The sequence below is a fragment of the Roseovarius azorensis genome, assembly GCF_900109455.1.
Taxonomy (GTDB): domain Bacteria; phylum Pseudomonadota; class Alphaproteobacteria; order Rhodobacterales; family Rhodobacteraceae; genus Roseovarius; species Roseovarius azorensis.
Window position 1 is genome coordinate 250,503 of sequence record NZ_FOAG01000003.1, and the last position, 18,033, is coordinate 268,535.

General features: G+C 63.6%; 16 protein-coding genes. 4 read left to right on the plus strand and 12 right to left on the minus strand.

The features are described from left to right. Positions 1 to 33 precede the first annotated feature (33 nt). Positions 34 to 825, minus strand: coding sequence for an inositol monophosphatase family protein (locus tag BSG08_RS06665; RefSeq protein WP_093033971.1), 792 nt, complete (start codon positions 823 to 825; stop codon positions 34 to 36). A 55-nt stretch (positions 826 to 880) separates the two neighbouring features. Continuing rightward, entirely contained in the window at positions 881 to 1,255 is a 375-nt protein-coding gene (locus BSG08_RS06670; protein ID WP_093033974.1) for a helix-turn-helix domain-containing protein, read from the minus strand. A gap of 301 nt (positions 1,256 to 1,556) precedes the next feature. Between BSG08_RS06670 and BSG08_RS06675 the strand changes: the two genes are divergently transcribed. Then, positions 1,557 to 2,519 (plus strand): NADPH:quinone oxidoreductase family protein, encoded by a 963-nt coding sequence (locus BSG08_RS06675; protein ID WP_093033977.1) that lies wholly within the window; start codon positions 1,557 to 1,559, stop codon positions 2,517 to 2,519. On the opposite strand, the gene BSG08_RS06680 is transcribed toward BSG08_RS06675, so the two are convergent. Then, complete coding sequence (locus BSG08_RS06680; protein WP_093033981.1) at positions 2,506 to 3,381, minus strand: LysR family transcriptional regulator; 876 nt, start codon at positions 3,379 to 3,381, stop codon at positions 2,506 to 2,508. The two genes, BSG08_RS06675 and BSG08_RS06680, sit on opposite strands and share 14 nt — an antisense overlap. Positions 3,382 to 3,505: 124 nt before the next feature. Here BSG08_RS06680 and BSG08_RS06685 point away from each other — a divergent pair, with 124 nt between their 5' ends. After that, entirely contained in the window at positions 3,506 to 3,715 is a 210-nt protein-coding gene (locus BSG08_RS06685) for a DUF1127 domain-containing protein (protein ID WP_093034306.1), read from the plus strand. A 135-nt stretch (positions 3,716 to 3,850) separates the two neighbouring features. Continuing rightward, positions 3,851 to 4,630 carry a Bax inhibitor-1/YccA family protein gene (locus BSG08_RS06690; protein ID WP_093033984.1) on the plus strand — a complete coding sequence of 260 codons (780 nt, stop codon included), beginning with the start codon at positions 3,851 to 3,853 and terminating at the stop codon, positions 4,628 to 4,630. Positions 4,631 to 4,765: 135 nt separating this feature from the next. Here BSG08_RS06690 and rpmG read toward each other — a convergent pair whose 3' ends face one another. From rpmG to BSG08_RS06725, 7 genes are all read right to left on the minus strand, one after another. Then, complete coding sequence (gene rpmG / locus BSG08_RS06695) at positions 4,766 to 4,933, minus strand: 50S ribosomal protein L33 (RefSeq protein ID WP_037309480.1); 168 nt, start codon at positions 4,931 to 4,933, stop codon at positions 4,766 to 4,768. 126 nt (positions 4,934 to 5,059) lie between these two features. After that, on the minus strand, positions 5,060 to 5,683 hold the full coding sequence (locus tag BSG08_RS06700) for a cell wall hydrolase (RefSeq protein WP_093033987.1): 624 nt from the start codon (positions 5,681 to 5,683) through the stop codon (positions 5,060 to 5,062). Positions 5,684 to 5,847: 164 nt separating this feature from the next. Further along, positions 5,848 to 8,391 carry a putative PEP-binding protein gene (locus BSG08_RS06705; protein WP_093033991.1) on the minus strand — a complete coding sequence of 848 codons (2,544 nt, stop codon included), beginning with the start codon at positions 8,389 to 8,391 and terminating at the stop codon, positions 5,848 to 5,850. A 201-nt stretch (positions 8,392 to 8,592) separates the two neighbouring features. Beyond that, the gene (glyS, locus tag BSG08_RS06710) at positions 8,593 to 10,869 is read right to left on the minus strand and encodes a glycine--tRNA ligase subunit beta (protein WP_093033994.1); all 2,277 of its coding nucleotides are present in this window, start codon (positions 10,867 to 10,869) and stop codon (positions 8,593 to 8,595) included. A gap of 3 nt (positions 10,870 to 10,872) precedes the next feature. After that, positions 10,873 to 11,397, minus strand: a complete 525-nt coding sequence (locus BSG08_RS06715) for a DUF6446 family protein (RefSeq protein ID WP_093033996.1) — start codon at positions 11,395 to 11,397, stop codon at positions 10,873 to 10,875. Continuing rightward, positions 11,397 to 12,326, minus strand: coding sequence for a glycine--tRNA ligase subunit alpha (locus tag BSG08_RS06720; RefSeq protein WP_093033999.1), 930 nt, complete (start codon positions 12,324 to 12,326; stop codon positions 11,397 to 11,399). The genes BSG08_RS06715 and BSG08_RS06720 overlap by 1 nt, the downstream gene beginning before the upstream one ends. Positions 12,327 to 12,386: 60 nt before the next feature. Beyond that, positions 12,387 to 12,728, minus strand: a complete 342-nt coding sequence (locus tag BSG08_RS06725; protein WP_093034002.1) for a hypothetical protein — start codon at positions 12,726 to 12,728, stop codon at positions 12,387 to 12,389. 431 nt (positions 12,729 to 13,159) lie between these two features. Between BSG08_RS06725 and BSG08_RS06730 the strand changes: the two genes are divergently transcribed. Next, entirely contained in the window at positions 13,160 to 14,893 is a 1,734-nt protein-coding gene (locus BSG08_RS06730) for a serine protease (RefSeq protein WP_093034005.1), read from the plus strand. Positions 14,894 to 14,925: 32 nt separating this feature from the next. Here the strand turns inward: BSG08_RS06730 and BSG08_RS06735 are convergent, their stop codons facing one another. Both BSG08_RS06735 and BSG08_RS06740 read right to left on the minus strand, forming a co-directional pair. After that, entirely contained in the window at positions 14,926 to 16,530 is a 1,605-nt protein-coding gene (locus tag BSG08_RS06735) for a 5-guanidino-2-oxopentanoate decarboxylase (protein WP_093034008.1), read from the minus strand. 26 nt (positions 16,531 to 16,556) lie between these two features. Beyond that, a complete protein-coding gene (locus BSG08_RS06740; protein WP_093034011.1) occupies positions 16,557 to 18,005 on the minus strand; it encodes a TrkH family potassium uptake protein in 1,449 nt (482 codons plus the stop codon). Positions 18,006 to 18,033 lie beyond the last annotated feature (28 nt).

Here is an 18,033-nt window from a genome sequence, read left to right on the forward strand (position 1 = left end):
TGACAGGATGCTACGCCGGATCAGGCTGACTGCTCAACCCGCGCGTGATAGTATTTCCAGCGCGGCCTCATGCTGCTGCCGTCCGGCGGCGGCAACCACGCGCCCTCCCAGATGAACCGGGCCACCCTGCCAGTCCGTCACGATGCCGCCCGCCGCCTCGATCACCGCGATCGGGGCCTGAATGTCATAGGCGGCCAGCCCGGCCTCGATCACCAGATCAATCTGTCCCGCCGCGAGCAAGGAATATGCATAACAGTCAAGGCCATATCTGGCAAACTTAACCTTGCGCGCAACCTCTGCAAAGGCGGCCCCTTCAGACGGGCTGCCGACCTCAGGAAATGTTGTGGACAAGATCGCTTGGTCCAGCGCGCGATCACCCCGAACCGCCAGAACATGCTCTCCCATCGGCCCCAGAACCCGCGCCCGGCCAAACCCACCCTCGAACCGCTCTCCGATATAGGGCTGGTCAATCAACCCGTAAATCGGCCCGGCCCGGTCGGAGACCGCAATCAGCACCCCCCATGTCGGCGCCCCCGCCAGAAAGGCGCGCGTGCCGTCAATCGGATCAAGCACCCAGGTCAGGCCGCTGCTGCCCGCCTTCTGTCCGAATTCCTCTCCCAGAATACCATCCTGCGGGCGGCGCACGGCCAGAACCCCGCGCATGGCGCGTTCGACGGCACGGTCGGCCTCTGTCACCGGATCAAACGTCCCGTCCGGGCGCTTGTCATCGGCCGTGAGGCCCATGCTCCTGAAAAATGGCAGAACCGCCCCACGCGCGGCATCCGCCAACGCATGAGCGGTTCTGATGATCTCATTTTGATCCATAGGCCCGACCTGCTGAACTCGTCAGGTCAGGGCTTATACCGTCAAATCACGGCGCTCAAGCAACCTCGCTCAGCACACGGGCCAGATCGAACAGGCGACGGCGCTGATTCTCGGGTATCGCATAGTAGGAACGAACAAGATCAAGCGCTTCCTTGTCGCCCAGTATATCCGAAGCCACAGTGCTGGCCTTGTCCCGCGCTTCGCTCGGTTCATGCTCAAGGCCCTCGAAGAAAAAACTGATCTCGACACCGAGAGAATCAGCAATGTCCCAAAGTCTTGATGCGCTGACGCGATTTGCGCCGGTCTCATATTTTTGAATTTGCTGGAATTTAATCCCGACGCTCTCCGCCAATTGCTGCTGGGTCATTCCCACGAGCCAGCGACGATGGCGTATGCGTTTTCCAACGTGCGTATCCACGGGGTGCGCCATTTAATAATCCTTTATACCAACCCTGAAATCGACAGAAGGACCGGCATGCGAGCGGGAATTGCCCATAACACACCAAACATTCCGGCAATACGATCTTCAATCTACCAAGATGGTCCGAAAACACAAGGAATTTCGCTATCGGCGAACGTGCCGAATCCAAGATACATTCAATCTAAACGAGCGACCCAACTTTCTACGGGTCGCCATAGCCTCGCCTCGGCTGGTTTGACAGACTGAATGGATTTAGTCTAATTCGATCAACGATTTGATGCAGTAACAACCGGAATCGGCACAGGACAGGATGCGCGCCTTCCAAATCAGCTCTCATGCGGTTGGTCCCGCACTTTGCGACATCCCGCAGCCGGTGCCGGGCGCAGGCGAACTGCGCCTGAAAATCCGCGCATGCGGTTTGAACTTTGCCGATCTGCTCATGATCAAAGGCGAGTATCAGGACACGCCGGAACCACCCTTCACCCTCGGGATGGAGGTCGCCGGAGAGGTGGACATCCTCGGACCGGACACGCACGGCCCTGCCCCCGGCACGCGGGTTGCGGTTTTCGGCGGTCAGGGCGGGCTGGCCGAATACGGGTGCTTTGCGTCCGAGCGCGTCGTCGTTCTGCCTGACGGGATGCGCTTCGAGGATGCCGCAGCGTTTCAGATCGCCTATGGCACCAGCCATGTGGCGCTGGATCACAAGGCCCGGCTACAACCCGGAGAAACCCTGCTCGTGCTCGGGGCCGCCGGAGGCGTTGGCCTGACGGCGGTCGAGATCGGCAAGCTGATGGGCGCGCGGGTGATCGCCTGCGCACGCGGCGCGGACAAGCTGGAGGTGGCGCGACAGGCCGGCGCCGACGACCTGATCGACGCCGAGACCGACGATATCCGCGCCGCATGCCGCGCTCTTGGAGGGGTGGACGTGGTCTATGATCCGGTGGGCGGCGATCAGTTCAGGGCCGCCTTTCGCGCCTGCAATCCCGAGGCGCGGATCCTGACCATCGGCTTTGCCAGCGGCGAGGTGCCACAGATCCCCGCCAATCATCTCTTGGTCAAGAACCTCTCGGTCATGGGTCTGTACTGGGGCGGATACCTGAAATTCCGCCCCGAGGTCGTGACCGGCAGCCTGCAAACCCTCTTTGGCTGGTATGAAACGGGCCGGATCAAACCCCATATCAGCCATGTTCTGCCGCTCGATCAGGCCGCAGAGGCGCTGGAGTTGCTGCGCAGCCGCCAATCGACCGGCAAGGTCGTGGTCACGCCGACCTGAGCAAGGCCGGTGATTTTTGCGCGCCATAACCCTGACGCAGCATCGCAGCCAGACTATCCAGCAACTCGTCGCGCCCGGCACGGGTATAGAGGTTGATCTTCTGCACGCCTAGATCAGGCAACGCGCTACCCGGATTGATCGCCTCCTGGTGCGGCGGGATGCTGTCCTCGAGCAGGGCGCAGACCACGAGATCGGCGCTGACCAGCGCCTCGACCGCACGGTCATCCTCTGAATCCACGGCCATTTCCCATTCAATTCCCGCCGCTTCGAGTTTCCGCAGCACAATGGGACGAAAGATGCACTGGCGACAGAACGCCAGACGCAAAGGGCGCCGTTTCCACGCGACCCCGCCCTGCGCCCCGGTCCAGCGCAGCGGCATCTGGGTCAGCGTCTCGCCGCCGGGGCTCACGCCTTCTTCGGTGGTCAGGATCAGATCAACCTCACCCTTGCTCAGTGCCTCGTGCAGCTTGATCGTGCTGGACGAGCGCAGATGGACATTGACCCGGGGATAGGCGGCGTTGAAGAGCTTGAGAACGCGCGGCACGACCGGATAAACGATGTCATGTGGCACGCCAAGGCGCAGTTCGCCTTCAAAGACCTCTTCCGTCAGGCGGCCCACCACCTCGTCATTCAACGCCAGGATACGTCGCGCATAGCCGACCAGCTGTTCACCCGAAGCAGTCAGGGACACCCGCCGGTTTCCACGATCAAGCAGGGTCAGCCCTAGCATCTCTTCCAGCCGCTTGACCTGCATCGACACCGCCGATTGCGTCAGGTTCAGCGCCGAGGCTGCCCGCGTCACGCCACCATGGTCGGTGACCGCCACCAGCGAGCGCAGCGTGGTGATATCAAGATTTCGCATTCATCACGTTCCTTGATGATGAGACTGTCAAACATTCATTTCAAATATTGATGCAACTCTGGCAAAAAATCAACATCTGAAATGAAAACCATCGAAACCATCACATTTGGAAAAGGAAAAGGCCATGACCGTTCACAGCCGCACCAACACCCTGTTGCGCCCCGTGATCCGCCCCGTCGCCAGCCTGCGCGAAATGCTCGCCGTACGGCGGCAGCGCCTGACATTGAGGGAACTCGACGACCGGGCCCTTGCCGATATCGGACTGACCCGTCAGGCGGCCCTGACCGAGGCCAGACGCCCATTCTGGGACCTGCCCGCCTGCATTTCCCGGTGATCCACCGGCAAAGCGGTCGCGCGTGCCGGAAAGCATTGGTAAAACTGTCGGAAAAGCTTGAAAAACCTGCGAACCTTGCCGATATTACTCCAAAGCCCCGACACGGGGGCCGCCATTCACATATCGGAGGATTACATGGCAGAGTTAAACACGATCCGGACGGCGACGGGCACACGCACCGCCCAGATTGACGCTGGCCTGCGCGCGCACATGAACAAGGTCTACGGCACGATGTCCGTGGGCATGATCATCACGGCGCTTGCGGCTTGGGCGATTGCGGGACTCGCCGTTACAACCGATCCGTCGGCCGCCGCCGCGCAACTGCCCAATGGCAAGCTGCTCTCGGGGCTTGGTGCCGCAATATATCTCTCGCCGCTGCGGTGGGTGGTGATGCTGGCCCCGCTGGCGTTCATTCTCTTCGGCTGGGGCACATTGCTGCGCCGTGGGTCTGCGGCGGCTGTGCAGCTTGGCTTCTTCGCCTTTGCAGCGCTGATCGGTATTTCGCTCAGTTCGATCTTTCTGGTCTTCACCAGCTTCTCGATCGTCCAGACATTTCTGGTGACGGCAATCGCCTTTGCCGGCCTGTCGCTCTATGGCTACACCACGAAAAAGGACATCTCGGGCTGGGGCAGTTTCCTGATCATGGGTGTGATCGGGCTGCTGGTTGCGATGGTCATCAACATGTTCCTCGGCTCGCCGGTCATGATGCTTGCAATCTCGGCGATTGGCGTTCTGATCTTTGCGGGCCTCACCGCCTTCTACACGCAGGAGATCAAGAACACCTACGTGGCGCACGCCGCTCATGGCGATCAGGACTGGCTGGACAAGGCGGCATATGACGGCGCGCTCAGCCTCTACATCAGCTTCCTCAACATGTTCCAGTTCCTGCTGATGTTCATGGGACAACAGGAATAGACAGAGGCAACCACCTCTTGTCCTGAAGGGCCGGTCATCGCGACCGGCCCTTTTCCTTTCCGCCCTCCGGCATCGCCAAAAGAAAAGGCCGCGCCCGGGCGGCACGGCCTTTGAAATCCGGTCAGTCAGGCGATCTTACTTGATCTTGCCTTCCTTGTATTCGACATGCTTGCGCACCACCGGGTCATATTTGCGGATCGTCATCTTTTCGGTCATCGTGCGCGCGTTCTTCTTGGTCACGTAGAAATGGCCCGTGCCCGCGGTCGAGTTTAGACGGATCTTGATGGTCGTCGGCTTCGCCATTGTTGTTCTCCTGCGCCGGGCGATCATCTCACCCGTGAATATCTCATGAAGCCTGCCTTTTACTGACGCACGCGCCCGAGTCAACCGCGATTGTCACCCCCGGCAGGAATTCGTGACCCGCAACCCTCAGTTCTGCGACACGCGCGTGGGCTGACGGTAAAAATGATGAACCCCGATCGTCGCCGTGCGCGGGAAATGCCGCGCCCATCGCGGACTGACCGCGCGGGTGTGATAATGCGTGGCCCCGCTGGTCAGACGGCGCGGGGCGCCATCGACCATCAACCTGGCCACCTTGCCCACCTGGCGAAACGCCTCTTTCTCGTGAATCGTGTCGGGGTGCCCGTCGCAGGTATAGGTGAACTGGCACTGATACTTGCGGCCCGTGCCCTGATGAATCACACCGCAGACCGTATCGGGATAGGACGGATCGTCGACCCGGTTCAGGATCACCTCGGCCACGGCGAACTGACCTTTCACACTCTCGCCCCGCGCCTCGAAGTACAAGGCCTCGGCCAGACAGCGCCATTCCGGCCCGCCCCTGGCCGCATCCTGCTGTTCCAGCCAGTCACGGGAATAATCTATCCGTGACTCTGTCTGTATCTCTGGCCGGGTCAGATAGCCTGCCATCCGGTCCCCCGAAAGCGAGCGCAACGCGCGCGTCTCCTGATCCATCAGATTGTCCACCGGCGCATCAGCCAATAGCGGCCCTGCCAGCACCGCGAATGTCGCGGCCAGTGCATTCCGTTTCATGCGTGATCTCCCACCGTGTCGGGGCATCCGCCCCTTCGCACCGCGTGGGCCTAGTCAAAATGGTGCCTTGCGTCCAGCCCACGGACCGGCGGTAAATTGCCGACAGAAATTTTCCGTCGCAGAACACCCGCTTGACGCATCTTATCTTGCGCAAAAGCGCAATTTCAGTCTCCAATCTTGTCCCTGACCGTCAGCTGTGCGGCAGCAAGTCGCGCCACCGGAACCCGGAAAGGCGAGCACGAAACATAGGTAAATCCGGCATCGCGGCAGAACGAGATTGATTCGGGGTTACCACCATGCTCGCCGCAGATCGACAAGACCACGTCCGGATTTGCCGCGCGCCCACGCTCTGCCCCGATCTTGAGCAGTTCGCCCACCCCGTCGGTATCAAGCGTGTGAAACGGATCTTCGGGGTAAACGCCCTGCTTGACATAGTCCGACATGAACCGTCCCGCATCGTCGCGCGACAGCCCATAGGTCATCTGCGTCAGGTCATTCGTGCCAAAGCTGAGAAACGACACCAGCGGTGCAATCTCACCCGCCCGCAGCGCGGCGCGCGGCGTCTCGACCATCACACCCAGCCGATAGGTGAAATCGCGCCGCGTCTCGTTGCGCACCGCCGCGGCCACCGCGTCGATCCGGGTCTTGACCAGTTCCACTTCGCGGCGGGCGCTGACCAGCGGGATCATCACCTCGGGCACCACCGCCGCACCTTCCTTGCTGGCCTCCAGCGTTGCCTCGAAGATCGCGCGTGCCTGCATGTCGTAGATCTCCGGCACGGTGATCCCAAGCCGCACGCCGCGCATCCCCAGCATGGGGTTGTATTCGCCCAGCGCCTCGACCCGCCGGGTCACGTCCGAGAGCGGCAGATCCAGCGCCTCGGCCAGTTGCAGATGCCCTGCCCGGTCGGTGGGCAGGAATTCGTGCAAGGGCGGATCAAACAGGCGGATACAGACCGGCTGCCCCTGCATGATGCGAAAGAGATCGGTGAAATCCGCCCGCTGCATCGGCAACAGCCGCTCCAGAACCGCGGCACGATCCTTGCTGCTGTCGGCAAAGATCATCTCGCGCATCACCGTCAGCCGCTCGGTGTCGAAAAACATATGCTCGGTCCGGCACAACCCGATACCGCGCGCGTTGAAATTGCGTGCAACCTCCGCGTCGGCGGGGGTATCGGCATTGGCGCGCACCGCGATATCGCGGATATCATCGGCCCAGCTCATCAGCGTCTGGAACGACTCGTCGCGCGCCGCCTCGAGCAGCGGTGTTTCCCCGGCCAGAACCTGCCCGCCCGTGCCGTCGATGGTGATCTGATCCCCGGCCCTGAACACCCGCCCGTCGGGCATGACCAACTGCTTGCGGCGGGTCTGGAAATGGATCTCCGACGCGCCCACCACGCAGGGCAGACCGATACCGCGCCCGATCACCGCCGCATGGCTGGTCATGCCGCCCCGTTCGGTCAGGACCGCCACAGCGGCATGCATGCCGCGGATATCCTCGGGGCTGGTTTCGCGGCGCACCAGAACAGAGGCCTCGCCGCGCGCCTCCGCCGCCTGCGCCTCGGCGGCGGAAAAGACGATCCTGCCCGAAGCGGCGCCGGGACTGGCCGCGATCCCGCGCGCCAGGATATCGCGCGACGCATCGGGGTCCACCTGCCGGTGCAGCAATTCGTTGAGCGAGCGGGGCTCGACCCGCATCAGCGCCTCTTCGCGGGAAATGATCCTGTCCTGAGCCAGAGCAACGGCGATGCTGACCGCCGCGCGCGCGTTGCGCGCAACGCGCAGCCCGTCGAGGATCCAGACCTTGCCATTCTCGATGGTGAACTCGGTCTGCATCTCCTCGCGCAGTTTATGGCGCATCAACTCAGTATAGGCCTTTATTTCCGCAAAGGCCTCAGGTGCCAGTTCTTCCAGCGAGGGCCCGCGCGGGTCGCGCTCGAGATAGAGCGCGTCCGATCCGCCGCGCAGCGCATCGCGCCCCTGGCTCTGGCTCTGATAACGCCCGGTGATCTGGCGCGCGCCGGTCTTGCTGTCGACCAGCTGCATGACGCCAGCACCACATTCCCCCTGCCCCAACCCCAGCGCCAGTTCCTGCACCACCAGGCCCAGTCCGGCATCGGCCGGCGCGCCCTTGGCCTGCCGCAAGAGGCGCGCCGTCGTCCCCTCCCAGGCCCGCGCCATCGAACGCAGCACCTCGGTCAGTTGAACCGCCGGATCCTGGGGAAATTCCTCTTCGGTCTCGTCCTCATAGGCGCGCAGCGCCTCGGTCAGCGCCAGCACCGGATCCTCCGAGACATCCTCGAACACATCCGGGTCAAGCCGCGCCACATGGATCGCATAGGCCTGCACGAAACGCAGATAGATCTCTGACGCCGCCTGTTTGCCGATCCGATCCGACAACTCGGCAAAACGTGCATCGTTGATGCCGATGTTCAGCACCGCCCCCGGCCCGCCCCAGTCGGGATCCTCGGACGAGGGGCGCACGCACAAGAGCGGCGCATTACCGAACGGCGCGAGCAGCCTGCCCATGTCCGGCAACTCTCCCGCCGCGATCCGGTGAACCGCCTGAAACGACAACGCAATCGTGCGCGGCACCGGCAGATCGAGCCGCACCAGACGTTGCAGGCATTTCGCCCGCCCGCCGTGGGTATTCGCATGCACCGGGGCCGAAGCCGTGATGCGCGTGATGTGGCTGTCGTTTTGCTGCACTGCGGCACCTTTCCGTTGCCCGCACCATACGCCCGGATTTGCACAAGGCAAGGGAAAGGATCACAGCACTGTGACAGGTCACGCGCCCTGCCCGCCCCCATCCTTGGTCGTCATCCCCGCGAAGGCGGGGATCTCGGGAGGCAACGCTGCACCGCTGTCAGGCGATCCTCGGATCAAGCCCGAGGATGACGCGGCAAAGCTCTACCCCTCGATGCGCGTCAGGTCCGCCGCCTGCAAGCATATCCGCCGGATGCTGCTCAGCAGGTTCAGGCGGTTGCGCCGGATCACCTGCACTTCGGCATTGACCTGCACCGCCTCGAAAAACGCGTCAATCGGCGCCCGTAGGGCGGCCATGGCCCGCATCGCGGCGGCGAAATCCTCGGCCTTCAGGGCGGCGGCAATCGCAGGCTCTGCGGTGTCGAGGGCCGCAAAGAGCGCGCGTTCCTCGTCGGTCTCGGCAAATTTCACATCCGCGCCATAGGAATATTCCACCCCGTCCTTTTCCTCGGCCTGCGTCAGGATGTTGTTGGCGCGCTTGAAACCCTGCAACAGGTTCCCGCCATCGTCTGTCTTGAGGAAATCGCCGAGAGCGCGGGCGCGGCGGACCAGCAGCGTGAGATCGTCATTGCCCGGCATGGCGAGGCAGGCGTCGATCACGTCATGGCGGATGCCTTCGTCACGCAGATGGACCTTGAGGCGGTCGTGGAGAAAGGCGAGGAGGTCCTCAACCCTTGGCAATGCTTTCTTCATCGCTGGATCGATAAGGCTTTCGTCCACATCTTTGGTTTTCCCGGTGAACGGATCATAACTCCTCAGTTTTCTATTCATTTCAGCTGCGGCTTCATCGAGGCTTTTCGCGTCCGAGAGGTCAAACCCCAGCCTTTTTGCGTGTGCCTCCAATTCTCGGACATTAGCAACAAAATCGAACCACGGGTTACCATAGAAACTTAGGAAAACTCGACGCAAGAGGATTGGTGAAATTGACAATCTTACCCCATTCCCCAACACCAACCGAATAACTCCCAACGCCGCCCGCCGCAGCGCGTAGGGGTCTTTCGACCCCGTGGGCTTCTCGTCGATCGCCCAGAACCCGCACAAAGTGTCGATCTTGTCGGCGAGCGCCACCGCCACCGACACCGGCGCGCTTGGCACAGCGTCCCCCGGCCCCAAAGGCTTGTAATGCTCCTCGCAGGCCTCAGGCACGCCGTCGTCATGCCCCGCCGCCGCTGCATAATACCGCCCCATCACGCCCTGCAATTCGGGAAACTCCCCCACCATTGCCGATTGCAGATCGGCCTTGGCCACCCGCGCGGCCTCTGCCGCCAGATCGGGCTTGGCCCCCACCAGCGGCGCGATCTCGCGCGCCAGCGCCTCAATCCGCGCCACGCGGTCCGCCTGTGATCCCAGCTTGTTGTGAAAGGTCACGTCGCGCAGCCCCTCGGCCATACCCTCCAGCCCCCGCTCACGGACAATCCGCAGGTCATTCTCCCAAAAGAATTTCGCATCCGACAACCGCGCCGCCAGCACCTTCTGATTACCCGCAAGGATCGTCGCGCCGTGATCGGCGGTCTCGACATTGGCCACCGTGACAAACCGTTCGATCCGGCCTGTCTTGGGGTTTTTCACCGAAAAGAACTTCTGATGTTCCTTCATCGAGGTCTGCAACACCTCCGGCGGCAGGTCGAGAAAGGCATCGTCGATCCGGCCCATCAGCACCACGGGCCATTCCACCAGCCCCGCCACCTCTGACAGCAACCCGCGATCCTCGACCACCTCCAGCCCCGAGGCAAAGGCCTGATTGCCCGCCTCCTGCCAGATGTGCTCGGCCCGCTCTACGGCATCCAGAATGACATGTTCGCGCCGCAGCCTGGCGCGGTAATCGTCAAACGACGACACGGCAAACCGCCCCGCGCCCATGAACCGGTGCCCCTCGGTCGTGTTGCCTGCGCGGATGCCGTCCACGTCAAGATCAACGATCTGCGCCTCACCCGCCTCATCGGTCAGGATGCACAATATCGAATGCAACGGCCGCACCCAGCGCAGGCTGCCCGCCCCCCAGCGCATCGACTTGGGCCAGGGGAAATTGCGGATCAGTTTCTCCAACTCCTCCGCCACGATGTCCGCCGCCGCCCGTCCGGGCCGGGTGATGGTGGCGAAATAGACCTGCCCCTTCTTCTCGTCGCGCACCTCCAGCTGATCGCGCGTCAGCCCCGCGCCGCGCAGGAACCCCTCGATCGCCTGAGCGGGCGCATCGACACGCGGGCCCTTGCGTTCCTCACGGGTCGTCGGGCTCTGGGCCGGCAATCCCTGCACCGTCAGCGCCAGCCGCCGGGGCGTGGAAAACGCCGCCGCGCCCGCATAGGTCAACCCCGCAGCGACCAGCGCATCGGTCATGCCGCGGCGCAGATCCTCGGCGGCCCTGGCCTGCATGCGCGCGGGGATTTCCTCGGAGAAAAGTTCGATCAGGAGATCGGGCATGATTCAGTATCCTTGCGGCGGTTCGGGGCAATCCTCGGGCGCGGGCTGGCCGTCAAACACCACCCTGCCGCAGCGGTTGATCTGGTGCCAGGCATAGCCACGACCGTCCTCGGTGATGGCGACCACGCGGTCCACGCCATAGATCACATCGCGCTGCCCCAGAAAGGCCAGCGCGCGGCCCTCTTCCAGCGCCTGACCGATCGCCCCTGCATCATAGCAATCGAACCATCCGGGCGCGGTCAGGGGTTCTGCGGCCTCGTATATTTCATAGGTCTCGCTCAGCATCGCATGGCTCATCGGGGTGGTGAAACAGGCGCGATAGCGGATCGGGCTGCTGTCGGCGTCAATCGCGCGAAAATCCTCATAAAGCGCCGGTTCCGGCGAACCCGTGGCCAGCGAGGTCAGAAGCACATCGTTCGCGCCATCCGCCGCCACCTCCTCGTAGAAGTGATAGACCTGAAGGTAATACATGGCCGCACCGGCCATCAGCGCGGTCACCAGGATCGCCACCGCCAATATCCTGCCCATCACGCCGCCTGCCCCCCGGCCTCTGTCCGCACAAAGGCGTCGGCGCATTTTTTCGCCAGCGCCCGCACCCGACCGATATAGGCCTGCCGCTCGGTCACGGAAATGACGCCGCGCGCGTCGAGCAGGTTGAAGATGTGGCTCGCCTTGATGCACTGATCATAGGCCGGATGCGCCATGATGATGCGCTTGCCCGTCTTGGGGTCTTCAGCCTCCTGCGCCAGGATCGCCTGACATTCCGCCTCGGCCTCCTCGAAATGCCGAAGCAGAACCTCGGTGTTGGCCACATCGAAATTCCAGCGGCTGTATTCTTCCTCGGTCTGCCGGAACACATCGCCATAGCAGAGCGGAATGGGGGCCGCGGGATCGTTGAACGGCATGTCCATCACGTGATCAATGCCCAGCACATACATCGCCAGCCGCTCCAGCCCATAGGTCAGCTCACCCGACACCGGCACACAGTCATGCCCGCCGACCTGCTGGAAATAGGTGAACTGGCTCACCTCCATCCCGTCGCACCAGACCTCCCAGCCCAGACCCCAGGCGCCCAGCGTGGGGCTTTCCCAGTCATCCTCGACGAAACGGATGTCATGCAGGGCCATGTCGATGCCGATGGCGCGCAGACTGCCAAGGTATAGGTCCTGCAGATCGGGCGGGCTGGGTTTGATCAGCACCTGATACTGATAATAATGCTGCAAGCGGTTCGGGTTCTCGCCATATCGCCCATCGGTCGGACGGCGCGAGGGCTGGACATAGGCCGCGGCCCAGGGGTTCGATCCCAGCGAACGCAGCGTCGTGGCGGGATGAAACGTACCCGCCCCCACCTCCATGTCATAGGGCTGCATCATCGCACAGCCCTGCGCCGCCCAATAGGTCTGAAGCCGCAGAATGATCTCCTGAAAACTGCGCGGTTTCTCGGTCTTGTCGGTCATGCCTGCCCCCGGGGCTGCCCCTGAATTGCCGCCCCTACCTAGGCCGGGCGCGGGGCGGGGTCAATCGGGCAGCGCATAGCGCGAGCCACTGGCAAAGATATTGCCGCGCCGCGCAATGCGCACGTTGCTGTGGCAGAGCCGATAGCCGCGCCGTTCCATGATCTGACGCACCATGTGACCGATCATCTGTTTGATCCGGCGCTGCGCGACCTCGCCACCGAATTCGCGCAGCAGCAGCGGCGCCAGAGGCTCGATCGCGGGACGCGCGAGGTAGCTCGCGGTTTCCATCCGGATGATGATGTCGCTCCGGTTCAGAAAGAGCCAGAGCGCGTCGCCGTTTTCACGCGCATGGGTCGCGGCGAACCTGTCGGGACGATAGGGGTGCGAAATGAGGGCGGTCACGGATCGTATCCTCCGGGTTTGCCGTTTGAGACCCGGACAGGAAGACATGTCTTGTTTAACATGTCATGAACGCACAGCGGTGTCGGATCGGTTGACAGCGGCCCGTGCGGACAGAGGCGGCGCCGATCTCGGAGCACTCCCCGGCCAGACCATTCAGGACAAGCGCCGGCGACAGACGGTCAGACACACAAATACACCGCCCGGATGACATCTCATCCAAGACATGTCATCACCGCCATCTGCCACCCGAATCCACCGCGCCAGAGATTTTCCGATGCGGCGATTTTCCACCGATGTCCGAACCGACATTCCATGCGCCCACGCCTGTCCCGCGCCAGCCTTTCAAACATTTCGAGTGCATCCCCCGGCAATTTTGCTAAAACCCCGAAGAGGTCTCTTTGACCGCCACGGGACACGACCGGGGAGAACGGATGGCGCGCATTTTTTTCAGGTTCATATTGATGGCATGCATGGTTGCACCTGCGGCCTGGGCACAGCAAGAGCCGCTCGTATGGGTGCAGATCGAGGCACAGCCAAGCCTGACTGAGGCCCAGGCCAGTGCGCGCCGCTACGCCGCCGATCTGCCGGATGTGAACGGATTTTCCCTCGATACCGGCTGGTACGCCATCGCCCTCGGCCCCTACCGGCCCGACGAGGCGCTGCGCGTGTTGCAGGTCTACCGCGCCGAGGGGGTGATCGCGCGTGACAGCTACATCGCCGAGAACTCTGCCTATCGACAGCAATTCTGGCCGATCGGCGCGAATTTCCTGCAACGGCCCGCGCTTGCCACGCCCGATCAGCCCCCCGTCATCGCGCAGACCCCCACGCCACAGCCTGAACCCGCGGATGAAACCCCGCGCGAGGCGCAGGACAGCGAAAGCCGCCTCAGCCGCGACGAACGCGCTGAACTGCAGATCGCGCTGAAATGGGCCGGGGTCTATGACGGCGCGATCGACGCCGCCTTTGGCAGGGGCACACGCGCCTCGATGGCGCGCTGGCAGGCGGCCAACGGGTTCGAGCCGACCGGCATCCTCACCACCCGTCAGCGCGCGGTGCTCCTGGGCCAGTATAACGCCGTTCTCGCCGGGCTGGGACTCAAGGTCGTGCGCGACAATGCCGCGGGCATCGCCGTGAAACTGCCCGCATCCGTGGTGAAATTCGACCGCTACGAGCCGCCGTTCGTCCATTTCAAACCCACCGGCGATATCGACGCCCGTGTCTTGCTGATCAGCCAGCAGGGGGACCGCAACACGCTGGCCGGGCTTTATGACATCATGCAGACGCTCGAGATCGTGCCCGAGACCGGGCCGCGCGGTCTGGAAAACGACCGGTTCACGCTGGTCGGCGAGAACGCAATGCACATCTCTCAAACCCAGGTCTGGCTGCGGGACGGCCAGATCAAGGGGTTCACCCTGATCTGGCCTGCCGGCGACGAAGAGCGGCGCAAACGCCTGCTGGCCGAGATGCAGAACAGCTTTGAATGGCTGTCCGGCACGCTCGACCCGGCCGAGGGCAGCGTCGCGGAACAACGGATCGACCTGATTTCCGGCCTCGAAGTGCGCCAGCCCAGGCTGTCGCGTTCCGGGTTCTACGTCGACGGGGCGGGCGCGGTGCTGACCACCTCCGAGGTGGTGCAAGAATGCCGCCGCATCACCATAGACGACGCCCACGAGGCCAAGGTTGCTCTCACCGACGCCACCCTTGGCGTGTCGCTGCTGCGCCCGCGCAGCCCCCTCGCGCCCCGGAATGTGGCCACATTTCAGGAACTGACGCCGCGCCTTTTGTCCGATGTGGCGGTGGCGGGATATTCCTATGGCGGCATTCTGGGCGCGCCGACGCTGACATTCGGTCAGGTCTCGGATCTGCGCGGCCTCAATGGCGAGACCCATCTCAAACGCCTTGCCCTTGCCGCGCTTGACGGCGACGCGGGCGGGCCGGTTCTCGATGCAGGCGGCGCGGTCCTGGGCATGCTGCTGCCGCATGCGCAGGAAGGGCGCGCCCTGCCTGAGGGTGTGAGCTTTGCCGCGACCAATGGCGCCCTGCAGGGCGTGCTGACGCAGAGCGGCATCACCCCGCGCACCATGTCCGGAATCAGCCGGATTCCCGCCGAGACACTGACCGAACGCGCAGGCGCGCTGACCGTTCTGGTCAGCTGCTGGGACTGATCCGTGGCGGGACAGGCGCGAACATCGCCACGTCAGCGCCCTGACAGCGCGGCCGTCATGTGGATCAGCGTCGGGCGATCCGCCACAAGCGCCGCCCGCACGGCATCCTGCAGGGCTTCCGGCGTCGCCGGGGCCTCGGCATGGGCGCCATAGGCGCGCGCCAGGGCGCAGAAATCCGGATTGTGGGCGATCACCGCATTCGGCGCGATCTGCGCGCGCACCATGCTGTCCTCGATCTCCTTCAGCTTTGAATTGTCCCACAGCAGAATCGGCAGGGACAGGCCCAGCTCGACCGCCGTGCCTAGTTCCTGCACCGTATACTGAAACCCGTAATCCCCCGCGATGCAGACCGTTGGCTTGCCCCGTCGCGCCACCGCGCCGCCGATTGCCGCGGGCAATGCATAGCCAAGCGTGCCGAAACCCGTCGGGTGATGCCAGTGGCCGGGGCGCGCCATCGGCCAGACTTCCTTGGCCACATAGGCAAACTGGGTCATGTCGGAATAGATCATCGTATCGTCCGGCAGGGCCGCCCGCAGCACATCGCAAATCGGCACGATGCCGGGACGTTCGGCGTCGCTCTCGGCGCGCCAGCGGGCGCGGGCAGCGGTGATCTCCGCAGCGTGCCAACCGCCCCTGCCGGATAGCCCCCGCGCCAGCAGCGCCTCGGCCAGAGCGCCGGCATCGGCCAGCACCGCCCGGTCGCGCTGCGCGGCACCACCCAGTTGCGCGGGGTCGATATCGACCCGGATCAGCGGCGCCTCGTGCCCCGGATGATCGCGCCATAGATCGCATTGCGACAGTTCCGTGCCCACCGCCAGCACCAGATCGGCCCCGGCCAGAACTGCGGCGCTGTCGGGCCGCGCCAGGTAAGATCCGAAATCGAGCGGCGCGTCCGCGCCCATGATCCCGCGCCCGGCATAGGTGGTGAACGTCGCAGCCCCCAGCCGCGTTGCCACCTCACGCCACGCCCGCGCGCTCTGCACCGCGCCACCGCCCAGGATGATCAGCGGCTTGCGCGCCGCATCCAGCGCCTGCGCCACATCCTCCGCCACATCGGGCGCAATCGCGGGGCGCAGGGTGACGGGGGTCGCCGCCGGGGCGGCCTCCGCCATGCCCTCCAGCACCGCGATCGGCACCTGCACATGCTTTGGCCGGGCGCGTTTCGTGGCAAACTCGGTCAGTGCGCGGTCGATCAGGTGATAGGCGCTCGCCGGGTCACGGGCCTCACGGCTCCAGTCGCAGACGCAATCCGCCGCCGCCCGCTGATCCAGCATCTGATGCAACTGCCCCGTGGTGGCCGCCGTTTCGTCCAGACAGGACGACAGCACCAGCACCGGCACGCTGTCCGACCAGGCCTGCCCCATCGGCGTCATGATGTTGCACAGCCCCGGCCCGGTGATCACATAGGCCACGCCGGGCCTGCCGGTGGCGCGGGCATAGCCGTCCGCCATGAACCCCGCGCCCTGTTCGTGACGCGCCAGGACATGCGTGATCCCCGCCTCCTCGATACCACGATACATTTCCTGGTTATGCACGCCGGGGATGCCAAAGATCACCTCGACGCCGCGTGCCTTCAGCATGTGGCTGATCTGCGCCCCGAGGGGGGCGGCGGTTTGCACCTTTCGATTGTCCGCCATCACGGCACTCCTTGTCCAATGGATATTCAGGGCCGCCAAAAGGCGGGCAGAACCAGCACGATCACCGCCAGAAGCTCCAGCCGCCCCATGAGCATGGCCAGGATCATCAGCGCCTTTGCCGCCGCTGGAAAGGCCGAAAGCGATCCCGTGGGGCCGACCGTCTCGCCGAATGCGGGACCGACGTTGAAAATCGCCGTCCAGGCGGCAGTCACGGATTCAAGCAGCGTCAGCCCGGTCAGTTCCAGCGCCACCGAGAAGAACCCGAACGACAGGATATAACAGGTGAACAGCAACATCACCGATTGCAGCACCTCATCCTCGACCCGCCGCCCCTCGTGGCGCAGAACCATCACGCTCGACGGGTTGAAAATCCGCCGCGCCTGCTGTCCCAGAGCGCGCAGCATGAGCTGGTAGCGGAAAATCTTGATCGAACAGCCGGTCGATCCGGTGCAGCCGCCAATCGCCCCCACGGCGATCAGCATTACAAACGGAAAGTTACCCCATGCCGTGACATCGCCGGCACCATAGCCCGTGCCGGAAAAGATCGACACTACATTGAACAGCCGCTCACGCAGGCTTTCCTCTGCGAACCGGCCATTGGCGATCAGGTCATAGGCGGCCACCAGCACAAAGGCATAGATCAGCCAGCGCAGATAGGTGCGCACCTGCGTGTCATGCAAGATCGGCCGGACATTGCCATGCACCCCCTGCATCATCCGCACGAAAGGCAGGCTGGCCAGGATCATGAACACCACGGCGGCATATTGCGGTGCGCCGGGAAACGCCCCAAAGGAACTGTCGGAGGTGGAAAACCCACCCGTCGAGACAGTGGTCAGCGCATGCACCGTCGCATCGAACGGGCCCATCCCGAGCGCGAGATAGCTGAGCGTGAAGATCACCGTGAGGCCCAGATAGACATTGAGCACCCCCTTCGAGATATCAATGGTGCGCGGCAACGCCTTGCCAAAGGTATCGAACCCCTCGGAGCGAAAGAACTGCATCCCGCCCACCCGCATCTCGGGCAGGAACACCAGCGCCACGATGACGATCCCCAGACCGCCCAGCCATTGCAGAATACCCCGCCAGAGCAGCAGCCCCTTGGATAATTCATCCAGTCCGGCAATCACCGTGGCCCCTGTCGTGGTCATCCCGGACATCGATTCGAAATAGGCATCGACAAAGCTGAGCTGCGTCTCGCCCAGCATGAACGGCAGCGCGCCAAAGAGCGGCAGCGCCACCCAGACCAATGTGGTCAGCAAAAATGCCTGCTTGATCGTCAGCCCCTGCCCCACAGAGTTCTTGCAGGCCAGCGCCACCAGACCGCCGATCAGGCAGGTGACGATCATGCTCTCGGCAAAAACCGGCCAGTGATCCCGCCCTTCGGCAATATCCACCAGAAGCGGCAGCGCCATGGTCAGGCCCATGGCCGTGACCATCAGGCCGACAAGATATCCCACGGGACGCACATCAAACATGAGGCGCAGAGTTGGCGTCAGCGCGGGA